Below are 15,877 nucleotides of genomic sequence, written 5' to 3' on the forward strand. Positions count from 1 at the left end.
ATTAATTAATAAAGCTAGCTACCAAACCTATCAATCCACCAAATACCCCTCCCCATACAACAAGCCAACCTAGATGCTCTTTTATTATTTTTTGTATAATTTCTTTTACTATTTGTGGCGTTAACTCCTCTAATCTAGCATCTATGAGTTTTTCAATTTTTGCTGTTACTTGCATTGAAACTTTTTTTTCATCAATATGAAGCTCTGCTATTAGCTGCGAAATTTTTAAATCAAGCTTAGATATAAAAGGCTCTCTTAAGGCTTCTAGAGCAACTTTCCCCCCTAAAAACATCTCTACCATTGAGCCATATCTACTATCCATTAGCATCTCGATAAAGCTGTCAAAAATTTTATTATAGTCAACCTTCTCTTTAAATGTAGTTTGTAAATACCTTTTAAGTTCGTCACTTGCTAAAAATTTCTGTAAATTCTCTTCTGAAAAAAACTGTTCCATAATCATTTTCTTAATAGCTTTTTTAAAACTATCAAACTTATTAGGAATAATCCCTGAACCATATAAAAATGGTATCTTCTCAAATAACATATAAATTGCTATCCAATTAGTTAAAGCTCCTGATAGAGCATAAAAACCAATATTTTTTATATGTTGATCTGTGAAATACAATCCAACTAGAACTATTAAAAAAGATATTAAGTTTGTCATAAAACTTTTATTTAACAAAAACATGTATCACCTCTACTTTATTTTTTCTAATTATGGGGCATTTGCAAGCTGGAATTAGATGGGTGGTAACAAGGCAAAAATATTCAAAAAAGCACAGTTACACATAGTAATTGAATATTCTGAGAATATTTTTAACCCAGTTAGAAACATATAATTTTAGTTTGCAGCACTCTCATTATATAATAAAGAGTAAATATTTTAACAAATTATAATCCTATGAGAACTATTCGTGGTTTTTTCAGTGATGTTTCTAATGCTTCAACTAGCTTTCAAATAACTGGTGAATACTATAACTACTTTAAAAACGTATTACGCTTAAAGAAAAATGATTTTATAGAATTATTTAATGGCTGTGATAGTAGACAATATAGAGCTAAAATTACAGCTGTAAATAATAAACATATTGAACTTGAAGTAATAAGCTCTCAGTTAATTAACAATGAAAACCCTTATACTATCAATCTTTTCCAATCAATCATTAAAAATGAAAACTTTGAATTAGTGATACAAAAAGCTACTGAATTAGGAGTTAACAACATTTTCCCTTTAATAACAGAACGAACTAATCATAAGTTTGATAAAAAAAGTTTTGATAAAAAACTCGAAAGATGGACGAAAATAGCTATAAACGCCTCCGAGCAGTGTGCAAGGGTGTTTATCCCAAATATTCATAGTTTAATACAACTTGATAGTATAAATTTAGAGCCTGAAGCTTTAAACATCACATTATGTCCATATACAACAACAGACTCTACTTTTGTAGATAAAATTAAAAATAATTGTAATTTTAATATTTTTATTGGTCCAGAAGGTGGTTTTAGTGATTCTGAAATAAACTACTTTAGAGAAAACAGTTTTTGTATGGTAAACTTAGGCAAGAGGATACTAAAGGCCGAAACTACGCCCATAAATATATTATCCATACTAAATTTCATTAAACAGAGTTAATAAATCATTGAAAAATAATTGCTATAGTGTTTTAATTAACCTAATACAACTTTAAAATTCAGGTTACGTTATGCAAAAAAACTATAAAACTCTTTCAGCTCCCTTTTGGATTGTTTGGGGTGTTGAGTTTTGGGAAAGGTTTGGATTTTACGGATTCCAAGCAATTATCGCCTTATTTTTCACGCAAAAAATGGGGTTAAGTGAAACTGAAACAATATACCTGATGGGTTCATTCTTTGCTTTTACTTTTGGTTTTATCTGGGTCGGAGGATTAATTGGAGATAAAATACTTGGAGCTAAACGTGCTGTAGTTATTGGTGCCATAATATTAGGTGTATCTTACTTAGGGTTTATCTTTGCTAACCAACAGACGATATATTATATATTTTCTGGGATTATTATTGGTAATGCTGTCTTTAAAGCCAATCCTTCATCCCTAATATCCAAAATGTTTAAAAAAGGTGATGGTCGCTTAAACAGTGCTATGACTTTATACTATCTTGCTATTAATATAGGCGGTCTAACATGCATGGCTTTAACGCCCGTTATCTCTGAAATTTATGGTTATACGTATGCTTTTGTGTTATGTGGTTTCGGCCTATTTATAGGACTTTTTGGTTTTTTAATCTTTTATAGCAAAATGAAAGACTTAGATACAGATATTGGCAAACAACCTGTAAATAAAACCCATCTTATTTATATATTAATCGGATTAATTATTGCCTTTCTAATAATAGCAAACATTTTAGCTAATACTACTTTATGTATAATTCTAACAGCTATAGTAGTATGTATAGCTACAATATATTTTCTATATGTTGCATTTGGCTTAGAAAAAATTGACAGAAATAGGATGTTTGTAGCTCTAATACTTATAATCGAAGCTATAGTCTTTTATGCTTTATACTTCCAAATGCCCACAACTCTTACTTTCTTTGCTAAACATAATGTTGAGTTAAATATCCTAGGATGGAGCGTACCAGCAGCACAGTATCAATTTCTCAACCCACTATGGATAGTAATTTTCTCCCCTATTCTAGCGATAATCTACAAAAAAAGTAAACTCACTCACGCTACAAAATTCTGTATAGGGATGGCTTTGATGTTTATTTCATACAGCATATTATATTGTACTAAATTTTTTGCTACAAACTACGTTGTTTCTGGAAACTGGTTAATTATTTCTTATGCTGCCTCCTCTTTAGGCGAGCTTTTAATTTCTGGACTTGGACTAGCTATGGTAGCTGAACTGTGTCCTGCTTTTATTTCTGGGTTTGTTATGGGTTTTTGGTTTATAGCCACCATGATAGCTTCATACCTTGCTTCATTTATAGGCTCATTCATAGCTTTACCAAAAGATAGTACTGGTATTACAAAACAGCAAATCTTAGAAATGTATACAACTGTATTTGGTAACATAGCCATTGGAGTGGCTATTGTTACGGTTATCATGCTTACACTGACCCCTACACTAAATAATTACACTCGTAAAATAAAGGTTGTTGATGACCATAAAGCTGAAGTTGGCGATTCAATTTAATCAAAGAAAGCTATAGAAAGCCTCTCTCACGCTCTTAAAAATATTGCAAAAATATTATCATAATGCTTTAATATATTTCACTAAATATTATTTTTATGGCACTTTTAATGAATAAAAACAACAATACGCTTTCAGCCCCTTTTTGGATTGTTTGGGCGATTGAATTTTGGGAAAGATTTGGTTTTTATGGTTTCCAAGCTATTATTGCTTTGTATTTTACAAAAAAAATAGGCCTAACTGAATCACAGACTATATACATAATGGGCTCTTTTTTTGCTTTTACATACGGCTTTGTGTGGATAGGAGGCTACCTAGGCGATAAGGTACTTGGTGCCAAGCGAAGCGTCATTTTAGGATCAATAATACTAGCAATCTCTTATTGGTCTTTTAGCTTTGCCAATAAAGAGACTATCTACTATACTCTTGCTGGTATCATAATAGGAAATGCTATTTTTAAAGCTAATCCATCTTCACTAATATCAAAGATGTTTGAAAAAGGTGATAATAGATTAGATGGGGCTATGACACTATACTATATGGCCATAAATGTAGGATCGTTATTTTCTATGAGTATAACTCCTATTATTGCTGAAACATTAGGTTATAAATATGCTTTTATAATTTGTGGCTTAGGTCTAGTAACTGGGCTTATAGGGTTTTTCATTTTCTATAATAAAATGCAAACGCTCTATACAGTAGCGGGTAGTAAACCATTAAACAAAACCAAATTTGTTTACACATTAGCAGGAGCTTTAGTTTCTTTACTAATAATAGCCCATATATTACCTAATACTAAGCTATGTGTAAGCCTAACTGCTATTATAGTCATTATTGCTACAACTTATTTTTTATACATGGCTTTTACTTCAAGTAGTTATGAAAGAAATAGGATGCTTGTAGCTTTGGTTTTAATAATTCAAGCAATTATATTTTTTGCTTTATATTTTCAAATGCCTACTACTCTTACTTTCTTTGCTGAACACAATGTACAATTAGACATATTTGGATGGAACGTACCTTCTGCACAATACCAAGTACTAAATCCTTTTTGGATAGTAGTACTATCTCCTTTATTAGCCATAATATATAAGAAAAACAACTCAAGCCACGCTAGCAAATTTTGTTTTGGTATGTTTATGATGTTTACATCTTACGCTATCCTTTATTTTACAAAGTTCTTTGCTACAAATGGCATAGTTTCTGGAAATTGGTTAGTTATTTCTTATGCTGCCTCATCATTAGGTGAACTTTTAATTTCCGGACTTGGATTAGCTATGGTTGCAGAACTTTGTCCTGCTACATTTTCAGGATTTGTTATGGGCTTTTGGTTTATTTCTAGTATGATTGCCTCATATCTTGCTTCTTTTATTGGTTCATTTATAGCACTTCCAGAAGGTGTCACACTAACAGTCCAAGAAAGTCTAGAAACTTATACTCATGTATTTGGAGTTATAGCACTAGCTCTTATAGTAATCACTGTATTAATGATAATCTTAGTACCTACTTTGAATAAATATATTACAGGCATCCATGCTATTGAAGACCATAAAATAGATAATGTTTAACCAAAAGTTTATAATTTTTCTCGATAGTTCTAGATTTTATTTGCTAAAATATATTAACCAAAATGGCCTTTAAACAATTTATGACTAAATTTTCTAAACAAACGTGGTTAAATAACTACTCAAAACACGTACCTACAACTATTGATAATAATGCTCAGACAATATTGGATTTTTATGAAAATGCTATAATACAATTTCCTTATAAAATAGCTTTATCTTGCCATGAAGTCGACTTTACTTACTCAAAACTAGATGACCTAGCTACAAAATTAGCTAGCTACCTACAGAATAATCTTGGTGTACAAAAAGGCGATAGAGTTGCTATAATCTTGCCAAATTGCGTGCAATTTACAGTTAGTTTATTTGCATGTATAAAGATTGGAGCTATTTTTGTAAACATTAACCCACTGTATAAGTCTGATGAGTTAGAAGCTATACTAAATGGTTGTAATGTAAAAATTGCTATTGTTTTAGATATGTTTGCCCACCATATTCAAAAAGCTAGGATAAATATACATTCTCTAGAAAATGTTATAGTAACTAATATTTCTGACTTATATTCATTTCCAAAAAAGCAGATTATTGGATTTATATCAAAATACCTTATTAAAGATAAGCCAAACTATAACAAAAACACTTTTATTTCATTTAACAAAGCTATAACTGCGGATAAAAAGCTATATCAAAGACCAACTATTTCAACAGAAAACATTCTTTGTTTACAATATTCAAGTGGTACTACAGGCAAGCCAAAAGGAGCTATTCTCACGCATAATAATGTTGCTTCTAACATTAAACAAGTCTGGGCTTGGATTAAAGCAGATATGGATTTATCAGAGCAAATAGTAATAACGGCCCTACCTTTATATCATATCTTCTCCCTAAGTGCTAACTTGTTTTGTTTTTTCTTTGCTGGAGCAAAAAACATCTTAATACCAAATGCCAGAGATATTAAAAATCTTATCAAAACAATGTCACAAAATGAATTTTCTATTTTTAATGGCCTTAACACTCTTTACATGGCGATGTTAGAGCATCCTGATTTTGATAAAATTAATAAAACGAAATATAAGTACTCTTTAAGTGGAGGCATGCCTATCTCACGTAAGATTTATTTACGGTGGTTAGATAAGACTGGTGTTGAGCTTAAAGAGGGTTATGGAATGACTGAGATGTCTCCTGCAATTTCTCTAAATAAGTTTAATGTTTCTGAAAATGATTATTTTGGCACTTGCGGATACCCTATACCAAGTACTGAACTTAGTATACGAGACATAGACACACATCAAGAAATAGTAGAATGCTTTAAAGAAGGAGAAATTTGGCTCAACGGACCCCAAAAATGCCAAGGATTTTGGGATGACGAGGAAAGTAACAAACTCTATTTTACTGAAGATGGATGGTTGAAAACTGGAGATATTGGATATATTGACAAAAAAGGCCGTCTAACAATCTCTGGTAGACTCAAAAATATGATTATTGTTTCTGGATTTAATGTATATCCTAGAGAAATAGAGATATGTATTTTAAAACTTAACCAAATAAAAGAAGTTGCAGTTACTGGAATAGCATCAAAAACTTCGGGAGAACGCGCTATAGCATTTGTATCGTTAGAAAAAGGAGCACAATTGACAGAAAAAGACATTATTGATCACTGTAGAGAAAAACTCGCTAGCTACAAGATACCAAAATCTTGCATCTTTGTTGAATCTCTCCCAAAAAATAATACTGGTAAGATTGACATTAAAAAGCTAAAAAATGACTTTCTATAAAATCTTACAAAAAATTCCAACTTTACATTTAAGCTCTTTTGGCATAAGCTTTTGCCATATTTTTGTATTTAATTTATTTTAAAATTTGACATGCAAGCAAATACACCCTCTCCTACCAAAAGCTTTTGGGGCCAAAAACGTACTATTGTTGCACTAGCGATAAGCTTGCTTGCTTTGGCAGAAATAATTGATTTAACAATTGTTGCTGTAGCCATACCACAGATCATGGGGGCTATTGGCGCAAACGTTGAAACTATAGCTGATGTGACTACCGTGTATATAGTTTCTGCGGCTATATTTATATTGCTATCTGGTTTAGTAATAGAGAAATATGGAATTAAACGTGTAGCGTTAGTTTCGTCTGTAGTTTTTGGTATCTCATCTATTATGTGTGGCTTATCTACATCGCTTACAGAGATGATTATTTTTAGGGCATTTCAAGGGATAGGTGGAGCATTTTTGCCTTCTGTAGCTCAAACGTATATTTCAACAAACTTCAAAAATGATGAGTATAAAAAAATGATGACCATATATAGTATGGTTATTGTCATGGGACCTATACTTGGACCTATACTTGGTGGTGCAATATGTGAAAATATGTCTTGGGAATGGATTTTTTATGTCAACGTGCCTTTATGTATAGTAGCTTTTGTTATCATCTTATTTATGATGGAAACCACAGAAATTAAAAAGATGAAAATAGATTATATAAGTTTTAGTTTTATGGCGATAGGTGTAGGCTGCTTAGAATTTTTTATTGATAATGGTAATACAAATGACTGGTTTGATTCTATAGAAATGATTATCTTATTTGCTATATCTATAATATCATTAGGCTTTTTCATATGGCGAGGTTTAATTTATTCCTCAGTAGTTAAATTTAGAATTTTTAAAAATATCAATTTTGTACTAGCATGCTTTTTATGCTTTACTTTCGTTTTACTATTTTCTGCAGCAATGGCGTATCTACCTACTATGCTACAACAAGTATATGGCTATCCTGTCGATCTAGCTGGTTATATCACAGCTCCTAGAGGTGTTGCTGCTGTATTTGGTGCTGCGTTTACCCAAGCATACTTAGTTAAAAAAATAGGCGTAAGAAAAACGATAAGCTTAGGAATAATCACCTTTGGCATATCATGTATTATGCAAGCTCATTTTTCAGCTACTCCTAATGAGTTATATATAGTAATAACCACTATAATACAAGGAGTTGGTATGATGATGTTTTTTATACCTTTTATGAGCATATTAGTTGTTGGTATCGCTGAAGAAGATATGGGAGATATGTCTGGCTCATTTAACTTTTTTAGAAACTTTGGTAGTTCTGTAGGAACAGCTTTTGTCGCTACATTTATCTCTAGGAGCCAACAAACTAGCTTTCAGGAACTATCTCAAAATATATCTTCGCTGAATCAAAATTTTCAAGCTTGGAGCAGCAAACTTCCACTTTCAGATTCTACTGTTATTGCTATGGCAAAACAGCAAGTAATACACCAAGGAAGCTTACTAAGCTATCTGAACTCTTTTTATGTAGTCGGTATACTTAGTCTTTTTTTAGCTGTTGTACCATTTTTATTAAAAGAACCTCCAGAAGACACCCACGCCATAGTGGCACATTAAATTAATTAGTATAATAAGGTTAATAAAATGTCAGAAACTAAAGATAATAAAGCCCACCAAGATAATAAAACAACAAAGTTCTCACCAAAAAAAATTGCTATTGGTATCAGCATTATGGTAGTTACAGGTTTTAGTATATATGGGTATTATATGTATAATAAAATATATCCTAGCACAGATAATGCCTACGTTGATGCTAATGTCATAAATATATCTGCTAAAGTTGGAGGATATATAGAAAAAGTGTATGTTCAAAATAACCAATATGTGCATAAAGGTGATAAGTTAATTCAAATTGACCCTACTGATTACCAACTTAAGGTTTCCCAAGCTAATGCCAGTTTGATTCAAGCAAAAGGACAATTAGCTGTAGCAAACGAGCAAGTATCTATAGCAAAATCAAACCTTATAAAGACAAAGGCCTCTCTTGAAACTGCAACAAGTATGGCTGATAGATACGTTGAGCTTTATAATGAAGATGCTGGATCTTTACAAGACGCTCAAAAGTATACTGACCAACGCGTACAAGCAGAAAAAGCATCTGACCAAGCCTTTTCATCTTTAAAACAAGCCTTACTTCAAGTCGAGATAGCTAAAGCTCAAGTACACTCTGCTCAAGTAAATTCCGAAAACGCCAACTTAAACTTAGGATATACAACACTTACAGCTCCTTCTAATGGTTATGTTTCTAACTTAAAAATATACAAAGGACAGCTTATATCCCCAGGCCAACCCTTATTTGGTTTTATTGACAATAAAAAATGGTGGATAAATGCTAACTTTAAAGAAACAGACCTTGATAGAATCAAAGCTGGACAAAAAGTGAAAGTTAAACTAGACATGTATAGCCATATATATACTGGAAAAGTTGATAGTTTAAGTTACGCCACAGGCTCTGTCTTTTCACTACTACCTCCAGAAAACGCTACTGGGAATTGGGTGAAAGTTACCCAACGCTTTCCTGTTAAGATAGTATTAAAAGATGATCCTAATTACCCTTTAAGAGTTGGCGCAAGTGCAACTGTAAAAATTAATACTTTATAGGTGAAAACTATTATGTTAAAAAAAATTACACTACCTATAATTTTAATTACAACTACTTTAGTTACATCTAGCTGTAGCTTCTTTAGCCCTAAGTATGAAAAACCAGAGATAGAGGTGCCTGCCCTTTGGAACAGTCAAAATAAAGGCATTGATAATACAAAGGATTGGGATCTAACAAGTCTAGCATGGTGGCGTGAATTTAATGACCCTGTATTAAACAGTCTTATTACCACAGCATTAAAAGATAACAATAGTCTACAAGTCTCAATAGGCAATATTCTTCAAGCAAACGCAGAAATAAACAAAGCTAACTATGGTTGGCTACCTACAGCTAGTGTTGGTGGAGGCGGGTTTATTGCCCAAACATTCGATACCAATTCCAGTACTAATATTCCTAATTTAAACATCCCTAGATCGACTCTAGCTGGTGGTAGTCTTGTGGGTATAATTCCAAGCTACACTATCAACATAGCTAGACAATTTAAACTAGGCGAAATCTCCAGGTTTAGCAAAAGTATGCAAGAAAATATCAAAAATGCTACTCGTCTTTCTATAATTAGCCAAGTCAGTGCAGCTTATTTTTCATTACTTACAGCACAAGAACAACTTAAACTACAATCACAAATGGTAAACCAGTTAGAGCTACTTTATCGTTATGCTAATGCTCAGCATAAACTAGGCGCTAATTCCCCTATGCTGTCTGAATTAATTAAACAGCAATTAGAATCCGAAAAAGGTAAAGTTGCTATCATAAATAATGATATAGTGCACTTTCAAAATACTCTTAAAATATTACTAGGTAAGAACCCTGGAAAAATTACTACATCACGAAATCTTAATGATATAAACGCTAACGTTAAAGTCCCTGTCAATATGCCTTCTCAGGTTTTAGAAAACCGTCCTGACATAGCTATAGCTGAATACAAGCTTAAAACAGCTAATGCAAATATTGGTTTAGCAAGATCACAATTTTTCCCTAGCATAGATCTAACAGGAACTTTTGGTAATGCAACTTTAGCTTTAGGTGAATTAGCAACTATGAATGCTTGGGCTTGGGCGGCCCAAGCAGTTTCTGCTGTACCTATATTTAACATGAGCATTTTAGCTGATAGTGACAAAGCTAAAGCACAATTTTACCAAGGGTATTATGATTATATCTCTACACTTCAAAAGGCGTTCCAAGATGTTGATGATAGTCTGTCTGAAAGAACTGCAAATAACACAAATTTCAACAAACAAAAACTTTCTTTGGAATCTACTAGAAAACAACAAAATATACTTTATAAACAGTACCAGAATGGCGCTATTAGTAAAGCTCAATTGACAGGAATCGCCTTGAATATCCTTAATCAACAAATGCAAACAAATCAAGCTAAACTAAAATCTCTAATTAGTGTAGTTAATCTTTATCAAGCTTTAGGTAGTGGTTACAATGTTGATAACTATAGCGACCCTAATTATAACAATCCGGCCTTTGACAAATAGTGATTAATTTTAAAATAGTTGTCTTAAACAATGTACTGCAATCACTAGTAAGTTATAATAAACAATAATTTTCTATTTATGCTTCTAAATCATATGAAAGATTGTGAATTTATACTCAAGCAAAATGGTAAGATAAGTAGGCTTACCAATAAGACTTTTAATTTTGATGAACAGATCCAAACAGGATTTTACTCAGCTAAATATTTTTTAAAAACTCAACAAATCTTAGAGCAGCAACCCTTTTCTGCTATTGTATTATTGCAATTTTTTCAACGTAAAGAAAAAGCTATACTTTGCGGCGTGGACGAATCTTTAGCTTTAATTCAAAGATTCGCTAGAAATTATGATAAATTAGAAGTCAAAGCGCTACACGATGGCGATGAAATATCAGCTTTTGAGCCAGTATTAACAATAAAAGGTGAATATAAAGACTTTGGGTTTCTTGAGGGTATAATTGATGGGATATTAGCTCGCAGAACTAGTCTAGCTACTAATGCTTCTGATCTTGCAAATTTACTTAACGGCGACCAAGAAATAATTTTCATGGGTGACCGAGAAGACATATACACAACTCAATCAGGTGATGGTTATGCTGTAAATATTGGTGGAATAAAAAAAGTAGCTACCGATGCTATGGGTGCCTGGACCGGTGTCAACGGTATAGGAACTATGCCACACGCCTTAATTCAAAACTTTAATGGTGATTTAATAAAAGCTTGCCAAGCATATATAAATACATTCCCAGACGAACCTCTAATAGCTCTTGTAGATTACAATAATGACGTGATCGTAGATTCACTAAAAGTAGCTCACCAGTTTGGTCAAAAGCTTGTTGCTGTAAGAGTTGATACCTCGCCTACAATGGTAGATAAATATTTTCTGAGAAACCCTGAGCATATGGGCAGCTTTGATCCACGTGGAGTAAACTCAGAGCTTATAAAAGTTTTACGTAGATCACTCGATAAAGAAGACTTTCATCATGTAAAAATAATAGCTTCTGGCAATTTTGACTATGAAAAAATCAAACAGTTTCAAAATGATTCCACTCCTGTTGGTATATATGGCGTTGGTAGTTCAATTTTAAAGGTAAAAATAGGTTTTACAGGTGACTGTGTAGAGCTAAATGGTGGAGCCCAAGCAAAATTAGGTCGCAAAAAATTAGATTCAAGTAGATTAACTTTAGTAAAATAGGGCTTAAACATGAATATAGTAAAAGATTTCAATCCTACAGAATATTCAGAAAAACTTATACGCTGGCTAACAAATACTTGTATAAACTATCCTGCTGAAGGTTTTGTAATTGGTATAAGCGGAGGTATAGATTCTGCAGTATGTGCATCACTTTTAGTCAAAACTGATCTTCCGGTAACAGCTTTAATAATGCCATCAGAAAACAATCCAGAACAAGATATAATAGATGCTTTAGAACTTATAAATAAATTAAAAATTCCATATCATATAATCCCAATCCAACCAGTTTATGAAAGTTTTCTACAATCTACACAAGTATTTACAAATTCACAGAATGATAGACAAAATGTCATAAAAGGTAATGCTCAAGCTCGTTTTAGAATGATGTATTTATATGCTTATGCCCAACAAAATAACCGTATAGTAGTTGGAACAGATAATGCTTGTGAATGGTATATGGGTTATTTTACTAAATTTGGTGATGGAGCTGCTGATATACTACCATTGATAAACCTTAAAAAATCTCAAGTGTTTGAATTAGGTAAATACTTAGATGTTCCAGCAAATATCCTAACTAAGGCGCCTTCTGCTGGTCTTTGGCAAGGCCAAACAGATGAAGATGAAATGGGAGTTACTTATCAGGAAATAGATAGCTTTCTCGACGGTAAAGAAATATCACCAGCAGCACTTGAAAAAATAAGCTACTGGCATAATCGCTCTCACCATAAAAGAAGAATGGCTTTAATACCAAATTTCTAATCAAACTCTAAAATTAAACTTTTAATTTCTACTCAAAAAATTTCTTAGCATAGTCTTTAACATTATCAAACCAAGATTTGCTTTTTGGTGAATGTTTACTTTCATAATCTTCACCTAAACTCTCAGCAAATTTTTTGAGTAACTCTTTTTGCTCAGAATTAAGACTCACAGGAGTTTCAACCACCACCTTACAAAGCAAATCTCCTCTTCTATGCCCACGAAGAGACTTCATTCCCTTTTCTCTTAAACGAAAAACCTTATCAGTTTGAGTCTCTGGTATCACTTTAAGTTTAACTTCTCCATCTAAAGTTGGAACTTTAATTTCCCCACCTAAGCAAGCTGTAGTGAAACTAATCGGCATCTCACAATATAGGTTAATATCTCTTCTTTCAAAAATACTATGTTGTTTTATGATAATTTGGACAAATAGATCACCATTCATAGCACCAGTTGACCCAGCGTCGCCCTCACCCGGTAATCTTATTCTATCTCCATTATCAACACCTTCTGGGATTTTAACTTTTAGTGTTTTATGTTTTTTAACTTTCCCTGAACCATAACAATCATCACAAGGATCAGCAACACTAGATCCACTACCGTTACACACAGGACAAGTTTGTTCAAAAGCAAAGAAACCTTGCTGTCTACGGATAGTACCTTGACCATGACAAGCATGACATGTCGCTTTAGATTTAGTTTTAGATCCTGTACCATCACAACTCTCACAAGTTGACATCCTTGGAATAGTTATTTCTTTTTCTACTCCTAAAAATGCCTCTTCTAGAGTTATTTCTAAGGTATACTCTAAATCACTACCTCTAGACTGGCGTGTTCTACCTGACCCACGAGCAGAACCTCCACCAAAGAAAGTATCAAATATATCCTCAAAACTACCAAAGCCCCCAGCAGACCCATTTCCTGCTTGCTGGTTAACCCCAGCGTGACCAAACTGATCATATCTAGATCTTTTTTGCTTATCACTTAGTACTTCATAAGCTTCTGAAATTTCTTTAAATTTCACTTCTGCTTGTTTATCACCAGGATTCCTATCAGGATGATATTTCATTGCTAATTTTCGATAAGACCTCTTTATTTCAGTGATATCTGCTGTCTTTGAAACATTAAGGATTTCGTAGTAACATCTCTGTTGCATAATATTATAACCAATAAAAAATTTAGGAAAATTATACCAAATAGAAAAGTGTGGATAAACCACACTTTATTGATCGTTAAAGGTTTAACTATTTTTTGTTATCATCAACGTCCTCAAAATCAGCATCAACAACATCATCACCTTTTTTGGCTTCTTCACCTTGAGCAGCTTTCTCGCCACCTGCAGCAGACTGAGTATCTGCATATGCTTTTTGAGCAACTGGTGTAAATGCTTCTTCTAGAACCTTAGTCTTAGCTTCTATAGCATCTTTATCATCACCTTTTATTACAGATTCCAAATCTTTACAAGCAGCCTCAACTTTTTCTTTTTCTTCGGCTGTTATTTTGTCACCTAGCTCTTTTATCGCTTTTCTAGCACTATGAATCAAGTTATCAGCAGTATTTCTAGTTGCTACAAGCTCGTGGAATTTTTTATCAGCTTCAGCATTAGCTTCTGCATCTTGAACCATTTTTTCAATATCATCTTCAGATAAGCCACTTGATGACTTAATCACAATATTTTGTTCTTTACCAGTAGCTTTATCTTTGGCAGATACATTCAAGATACCGTTAGCATCTATGTCAAATGTAACCTCAATTTGCGGCATACCACGTGGAGATGGTGGAATATCAGCTAAATCAAATCTACCTAAAGATTTGTTAGCGGAAGCCATTTCACGCTCACCTTGAAGTACATGTATAGTTACTGCTGGCTGATTATCCTCAGCTGTTGAGAAGGCTTGTGACTTCTTAGTAGGGATAGTTGTATTTCTCTCTATCAGTTTAGTCATAACCCCACCCATTGTCTCTATACCTAGAGAAAGAGGTGTTACGTCAAGTAAAAGTACATCTTTTACATCACCAGCTAATACCCCACCTTGAATAGCAGCACCCACAGCTACTGCTTCATCAGGGTTTACATCTTTACGTGGCTCTTTACCAAAAAATTCTTTTACTTTTTGCTGTACTAGAGGCATACGAGTTTGACCCCCAACTAGTAACACTTCTGTTATATCAGATTTACTTAGTCCAGCATCCTCTAAAGCTTTTTTACATGGCTCTAATGATCTTTCAACCAAATCATTAACTAGAGATTCAAATTTAGCTCTAGTTATCTTGATATTTAAATGCTTAGGTCCTGTAGCATCAGCTGTAATATAAGGTAAGTTTACATCTGTTTGTTGCGCTGAAGATAACTCTACTTTTGCTTTTTCAGCAGCTTCTCTAACTCTTTGAAGAGCTAACTTATCATTATGTAGGTCTATTCCTTGCTCTTTTTTAAACTCATCAATTAAATAATTCATTAATGCTAAGTCAAAATCTTCACCACCAAGGAAAGTATCACCATTTGTAGATAGTACTTCTATTTGGTTGTCTCCATCAACATCAGCAATTTCGATAATAGATATATCAAATGTACCACCACCTAAGTCATATACAGCTACTGTTTGCTCACCTTTTTTAGAATCTACACCATAAGCCAAAGCTGCTGCTGTAGGCTCGTTAATAATTCTCTTAACATCAAGCCCAGCAATCTTACCAGCATCTTTTGTAGCCTGTCTTTGGCTATCATTAAAATAAGCTGGTACTGTGATAACAGCTTCTGTAACTGGTTCTCCTAAGAACTCCTCTGCTGTTTTTTTCATTTTTCTTAAAACTTCAGCTGATACTTGAGGTGAAGCTAGTTTTTTACCATCTTTAGTAGCAACCCAAGCATCTCCATTCTCGGCTTTGATTACTGCATAAGGCACTTTTTTCTTAATATCATCTTGTACAGCTTTATCATCATACTTTCTACCAATTAATCTTTTGATAGCAAAAAAAGTGTTATCCGGGTTAGTTACAGCCTGTCTCTTAGCTGCTTGCCCTACTAAAATTTCTCCACTGTCTGTATAAGCAACTATTGATGGAGTAGTTCTATGTCCTTCAGCGTTTTCAATAACTTTTGCCTTCTTACCATCCATAATAGCCAGACATGAGTTAGTTGTACCTAAATCTATTCCTATTATCTTGCCCATTTTATTCTCCTATTTTTCATTTTCTTTTTTTAAAAAAACATACCATAAACTTATCTAATAAATATGGTAGTTCTAATCAGTTTTTCAAGAAGATT

Annotated in this window: 12 protein-coding genes; 9 read left to right on the forward strand and 3 right to left on the reverse strand. The window is 33.0% G+C overall.

From position 1 onward, the window contains the following. Nucleotide 1: 1 nt before the first annotated feature. Complete coding sequence (locus FRA_RS06070; RefSeq protein WP_035719909.1) at nt 2–688, reverse strand: DUF445 domain-containing protein; 687 nt, start codon at nt 686–688, stop codon at nt 2–4. 213 nt (nt 689–901) lie between these two features. Here FRA_RS06070 and FRA_RS06075 point away from each other — a divergent pair, with 213 nt between their 5' ends. The 9 genes from FRA_RS06075 (at nt 902) to nadE (ending at nt 12,612) form a co-directional block, all read left to right on the forward strand. After that, nucleotides 902–1,633, forward strand: coding sequence for a 16S rRNA (uracil(1498)-N(3))-methyltransferase (locus tag FRA_RS06075; RefSeq protein WP_035719912.1), 732 nt, complete (start codon nt 902–904; stop codon nt 1,631–1,633). Nucleotides 1,634–1,703: 70 nt separating this feature from the next. Further along, a complete protein-coding gene (locus FRA_RS06080) occupies nt 1,704–3,173 on the forward strand; it encodes an oligopeptide:H+ symporter (RefSeq protein WP_035719913.1) in 1,470 nt (489 codons plus the stop codon). Nucleotides 3,174–3,280: 107 nt separating this feature from the next. Beyond that, the gene (locus FRA_RS06085) at nt 3,281–4,738 is read left to right on the forward strand and encodes an oligopeptide:H+ symporter (protein ID WP_035719915.1); all 1,458 of its coding nucleotides are present in this window, start codon (nt 3,281–3,283) and stop codon (nt 4,736–4,738) included. Between the two features lie 80 nt (nt 4,739–4,818). After that, the gene (locus FRA_RS06090) at nt 4,819–6,510 is read left to right on the forward strand and encodes a long-chain-fatty-acid--CoA ligase (protein WP_035719996.1); all 1,692 of its coding nucleotides are present in this window, start codon (nt 4,819–4,821) and stop codon (nt 6,508–6,510) included. A 90-nt stretch (nt 6,511–6,600) separates the two neighbouring features. After that, entirely contained in the window at nt 6,601–8,133 is a 1,533-nt protein-coding gene (locus FRA_RS06095; RefSeq protein ID WP_035719918.1) for an MDR family MFS transporter, read from the forward strand. 27 nt (nt 8,134–8,160) lie between these two features. Next, complete coding sequence (locus FRA_RS06100) at nt 8,161–9,177, forward strand: HlyD family secretion protein (protein WP_035719921.1); 1,017 nt, start codon at nt 8,161–8,163, stop codon at nt 9,175–9,177. Between the two features lie 12 nt (nt 9,178–9,189). Further along, nucleotides 9,190–10,662 carry an efflux transporter outer membrane subunit gene (locus FRA_RS06105; protein WP_035719924.1) on the forward strand — a complete coding sequence of 491 codons (1,473 nt, stop codon included), beginning with the start codon at nt 9,190–9,192 and terminating at the stop codon, nt 10,660–10,662. Nucleotides 10,663–10,755: 93 nt separating this feature from the next. Continuing rightward, the gene (locus FRA_RS06110) at nt 10,756–11,853 is read left to right on the forward strand and encodes a nicotinate phosphoribosyltransferase (RefSeq protein ID WP_035719999.1); all 1,098 of its coding nucleotides are present in this window, start codon (nt 10,756–10,758) and stop codon (nt 11,851–11,853) included. Nucleotides 11,854–11,862: 9 nt separating this feature from the next. Next, complete coding sequence (gene nadE / locus FRA_RS06115; protein ID WP_035719926.1) at nt 11,863–12,612, forward strand: NAD(+) synthase; 750 nt, start codon at nt 11,863–11,865, stop codon at nt 12,610–12,612. A gap of 28 nt (nt 12,613–12,640) precedes the next feature. On the opposite strand, the gene dnaJ is transcribed toward nadE, so the two are convergent. Beyond that, nucleotides 12,641–13,765: a molecular chaperone DnaJ gene (gene dnaJ / locus FRA_RS06120; protein ID WP_035719928.1), complete on the reverse strand. Its 1,125-nt coding sequence runs from the start codon at nt 13,763–13,765 to the stop codon at nt 12,641–12,643. A gap of 88 nt (nt 13,766–13,853) precedes the next feature. Further along, the gene (gene dnaK / locus FRA_RS06125) at nt 13,854–15,782 is read right to left on the reverse strand and encodes a molecular chaperone DnaK (RefSeq protein WP_035719931.1); all 1,929 of its coding nucleotides are present in this window, start codon (nt 15,780–15,782) and stop codon (nt 13,854–13,856) included. Nucleotides 15,783–15,877: the final 95 nt, after the last annotated feature.

Source organism: Allofrancisella heilbronnii, assembly GCF_000710735.2.
Lineage (GTDB): Bacteria > Pseudomonadota > Gammaproteobacteria > Francisellales > Francisellaceae > Francisella > Francisella frigidaquae.

Coding starts and splice junctions, on each gene's coding strand:
- dnaK (WP_035719931.1), bottom strand. CDS start 15,782: ATGGGCAAGATAATAGGAATAGATTTAGGTACAACTAACTCATGTCTG.
- FRA_RS06090 (WP_035719996.1), top strand. CDS start 4,819: ATGACTAAATTTTCTAAACAAACGTGGTTAAATAACTACTCAAAACAC.
- FRA_RS06085 (WP_035719915.1), top strand. CDS start 3,281: ATGAATAAAAACAACAATACGCTTTCAGCCCCTTTTTGGATTGTTTGG.
- FRA_RS06070 (WP_035719909.1), bottom strand. CDS start 688: ATGTTTTTGTTAAATAAAAGTTTTATGACAAACTTAATATCTTTTTTA.
- FRA_RS06075 (WP_035719912.1), top strand. CDS start 902: ATGAGAACTATTCGTGGTTTTTTCAGTGATGTTTCTAATGCTTCAACT.
- FRA_RS06105 (WP_035719924.1), top strand. CDS start 9,190: ATGTTAAAAAAAATTACACTACCTATAATTTTAATTACAACTACTTTA.
- FRA_RS06100 (WP_035719921.1), top strand. CDS start 8,161: ATGTCAGAAACTAAAGATAATAAAGCCCACCAAGATAATAAAACAACA.
- FRA_RS06095 (WP_035719918.1), top strand. CDS start 6,601: ATGCAAGCAAATACACCCTCTCCTACCAAAAGCTTTTGGGGCCAAAAA.
- FRA_RS06080 (WP_035719913.1), top strand. CDS start 1,704: ATGCAAAAAAACTATAAAACTCTTTCAGCTCCCTTTTGGATTGTTTGG.
- FRA_RS06110 (WP_035719999.1), top strand. CDS start 10,756: ATGAAAGATTGTGAATTTATACTCAAGCAAAATGGTAAGATAAGTAGG.
- dnaJ (WP_035719928.1), bottom strand. CDS start 13,765: ATGCAACAGAGATGTTACTACGAAATCCTTAATGTTTCAAAGACAGCA.
- nadE (WP_035719926.1), top strand. CDS start 11,863: ATGAATATAGTAAAAGATTTCAATCCTACAGAATATTCAGAAAAACTT.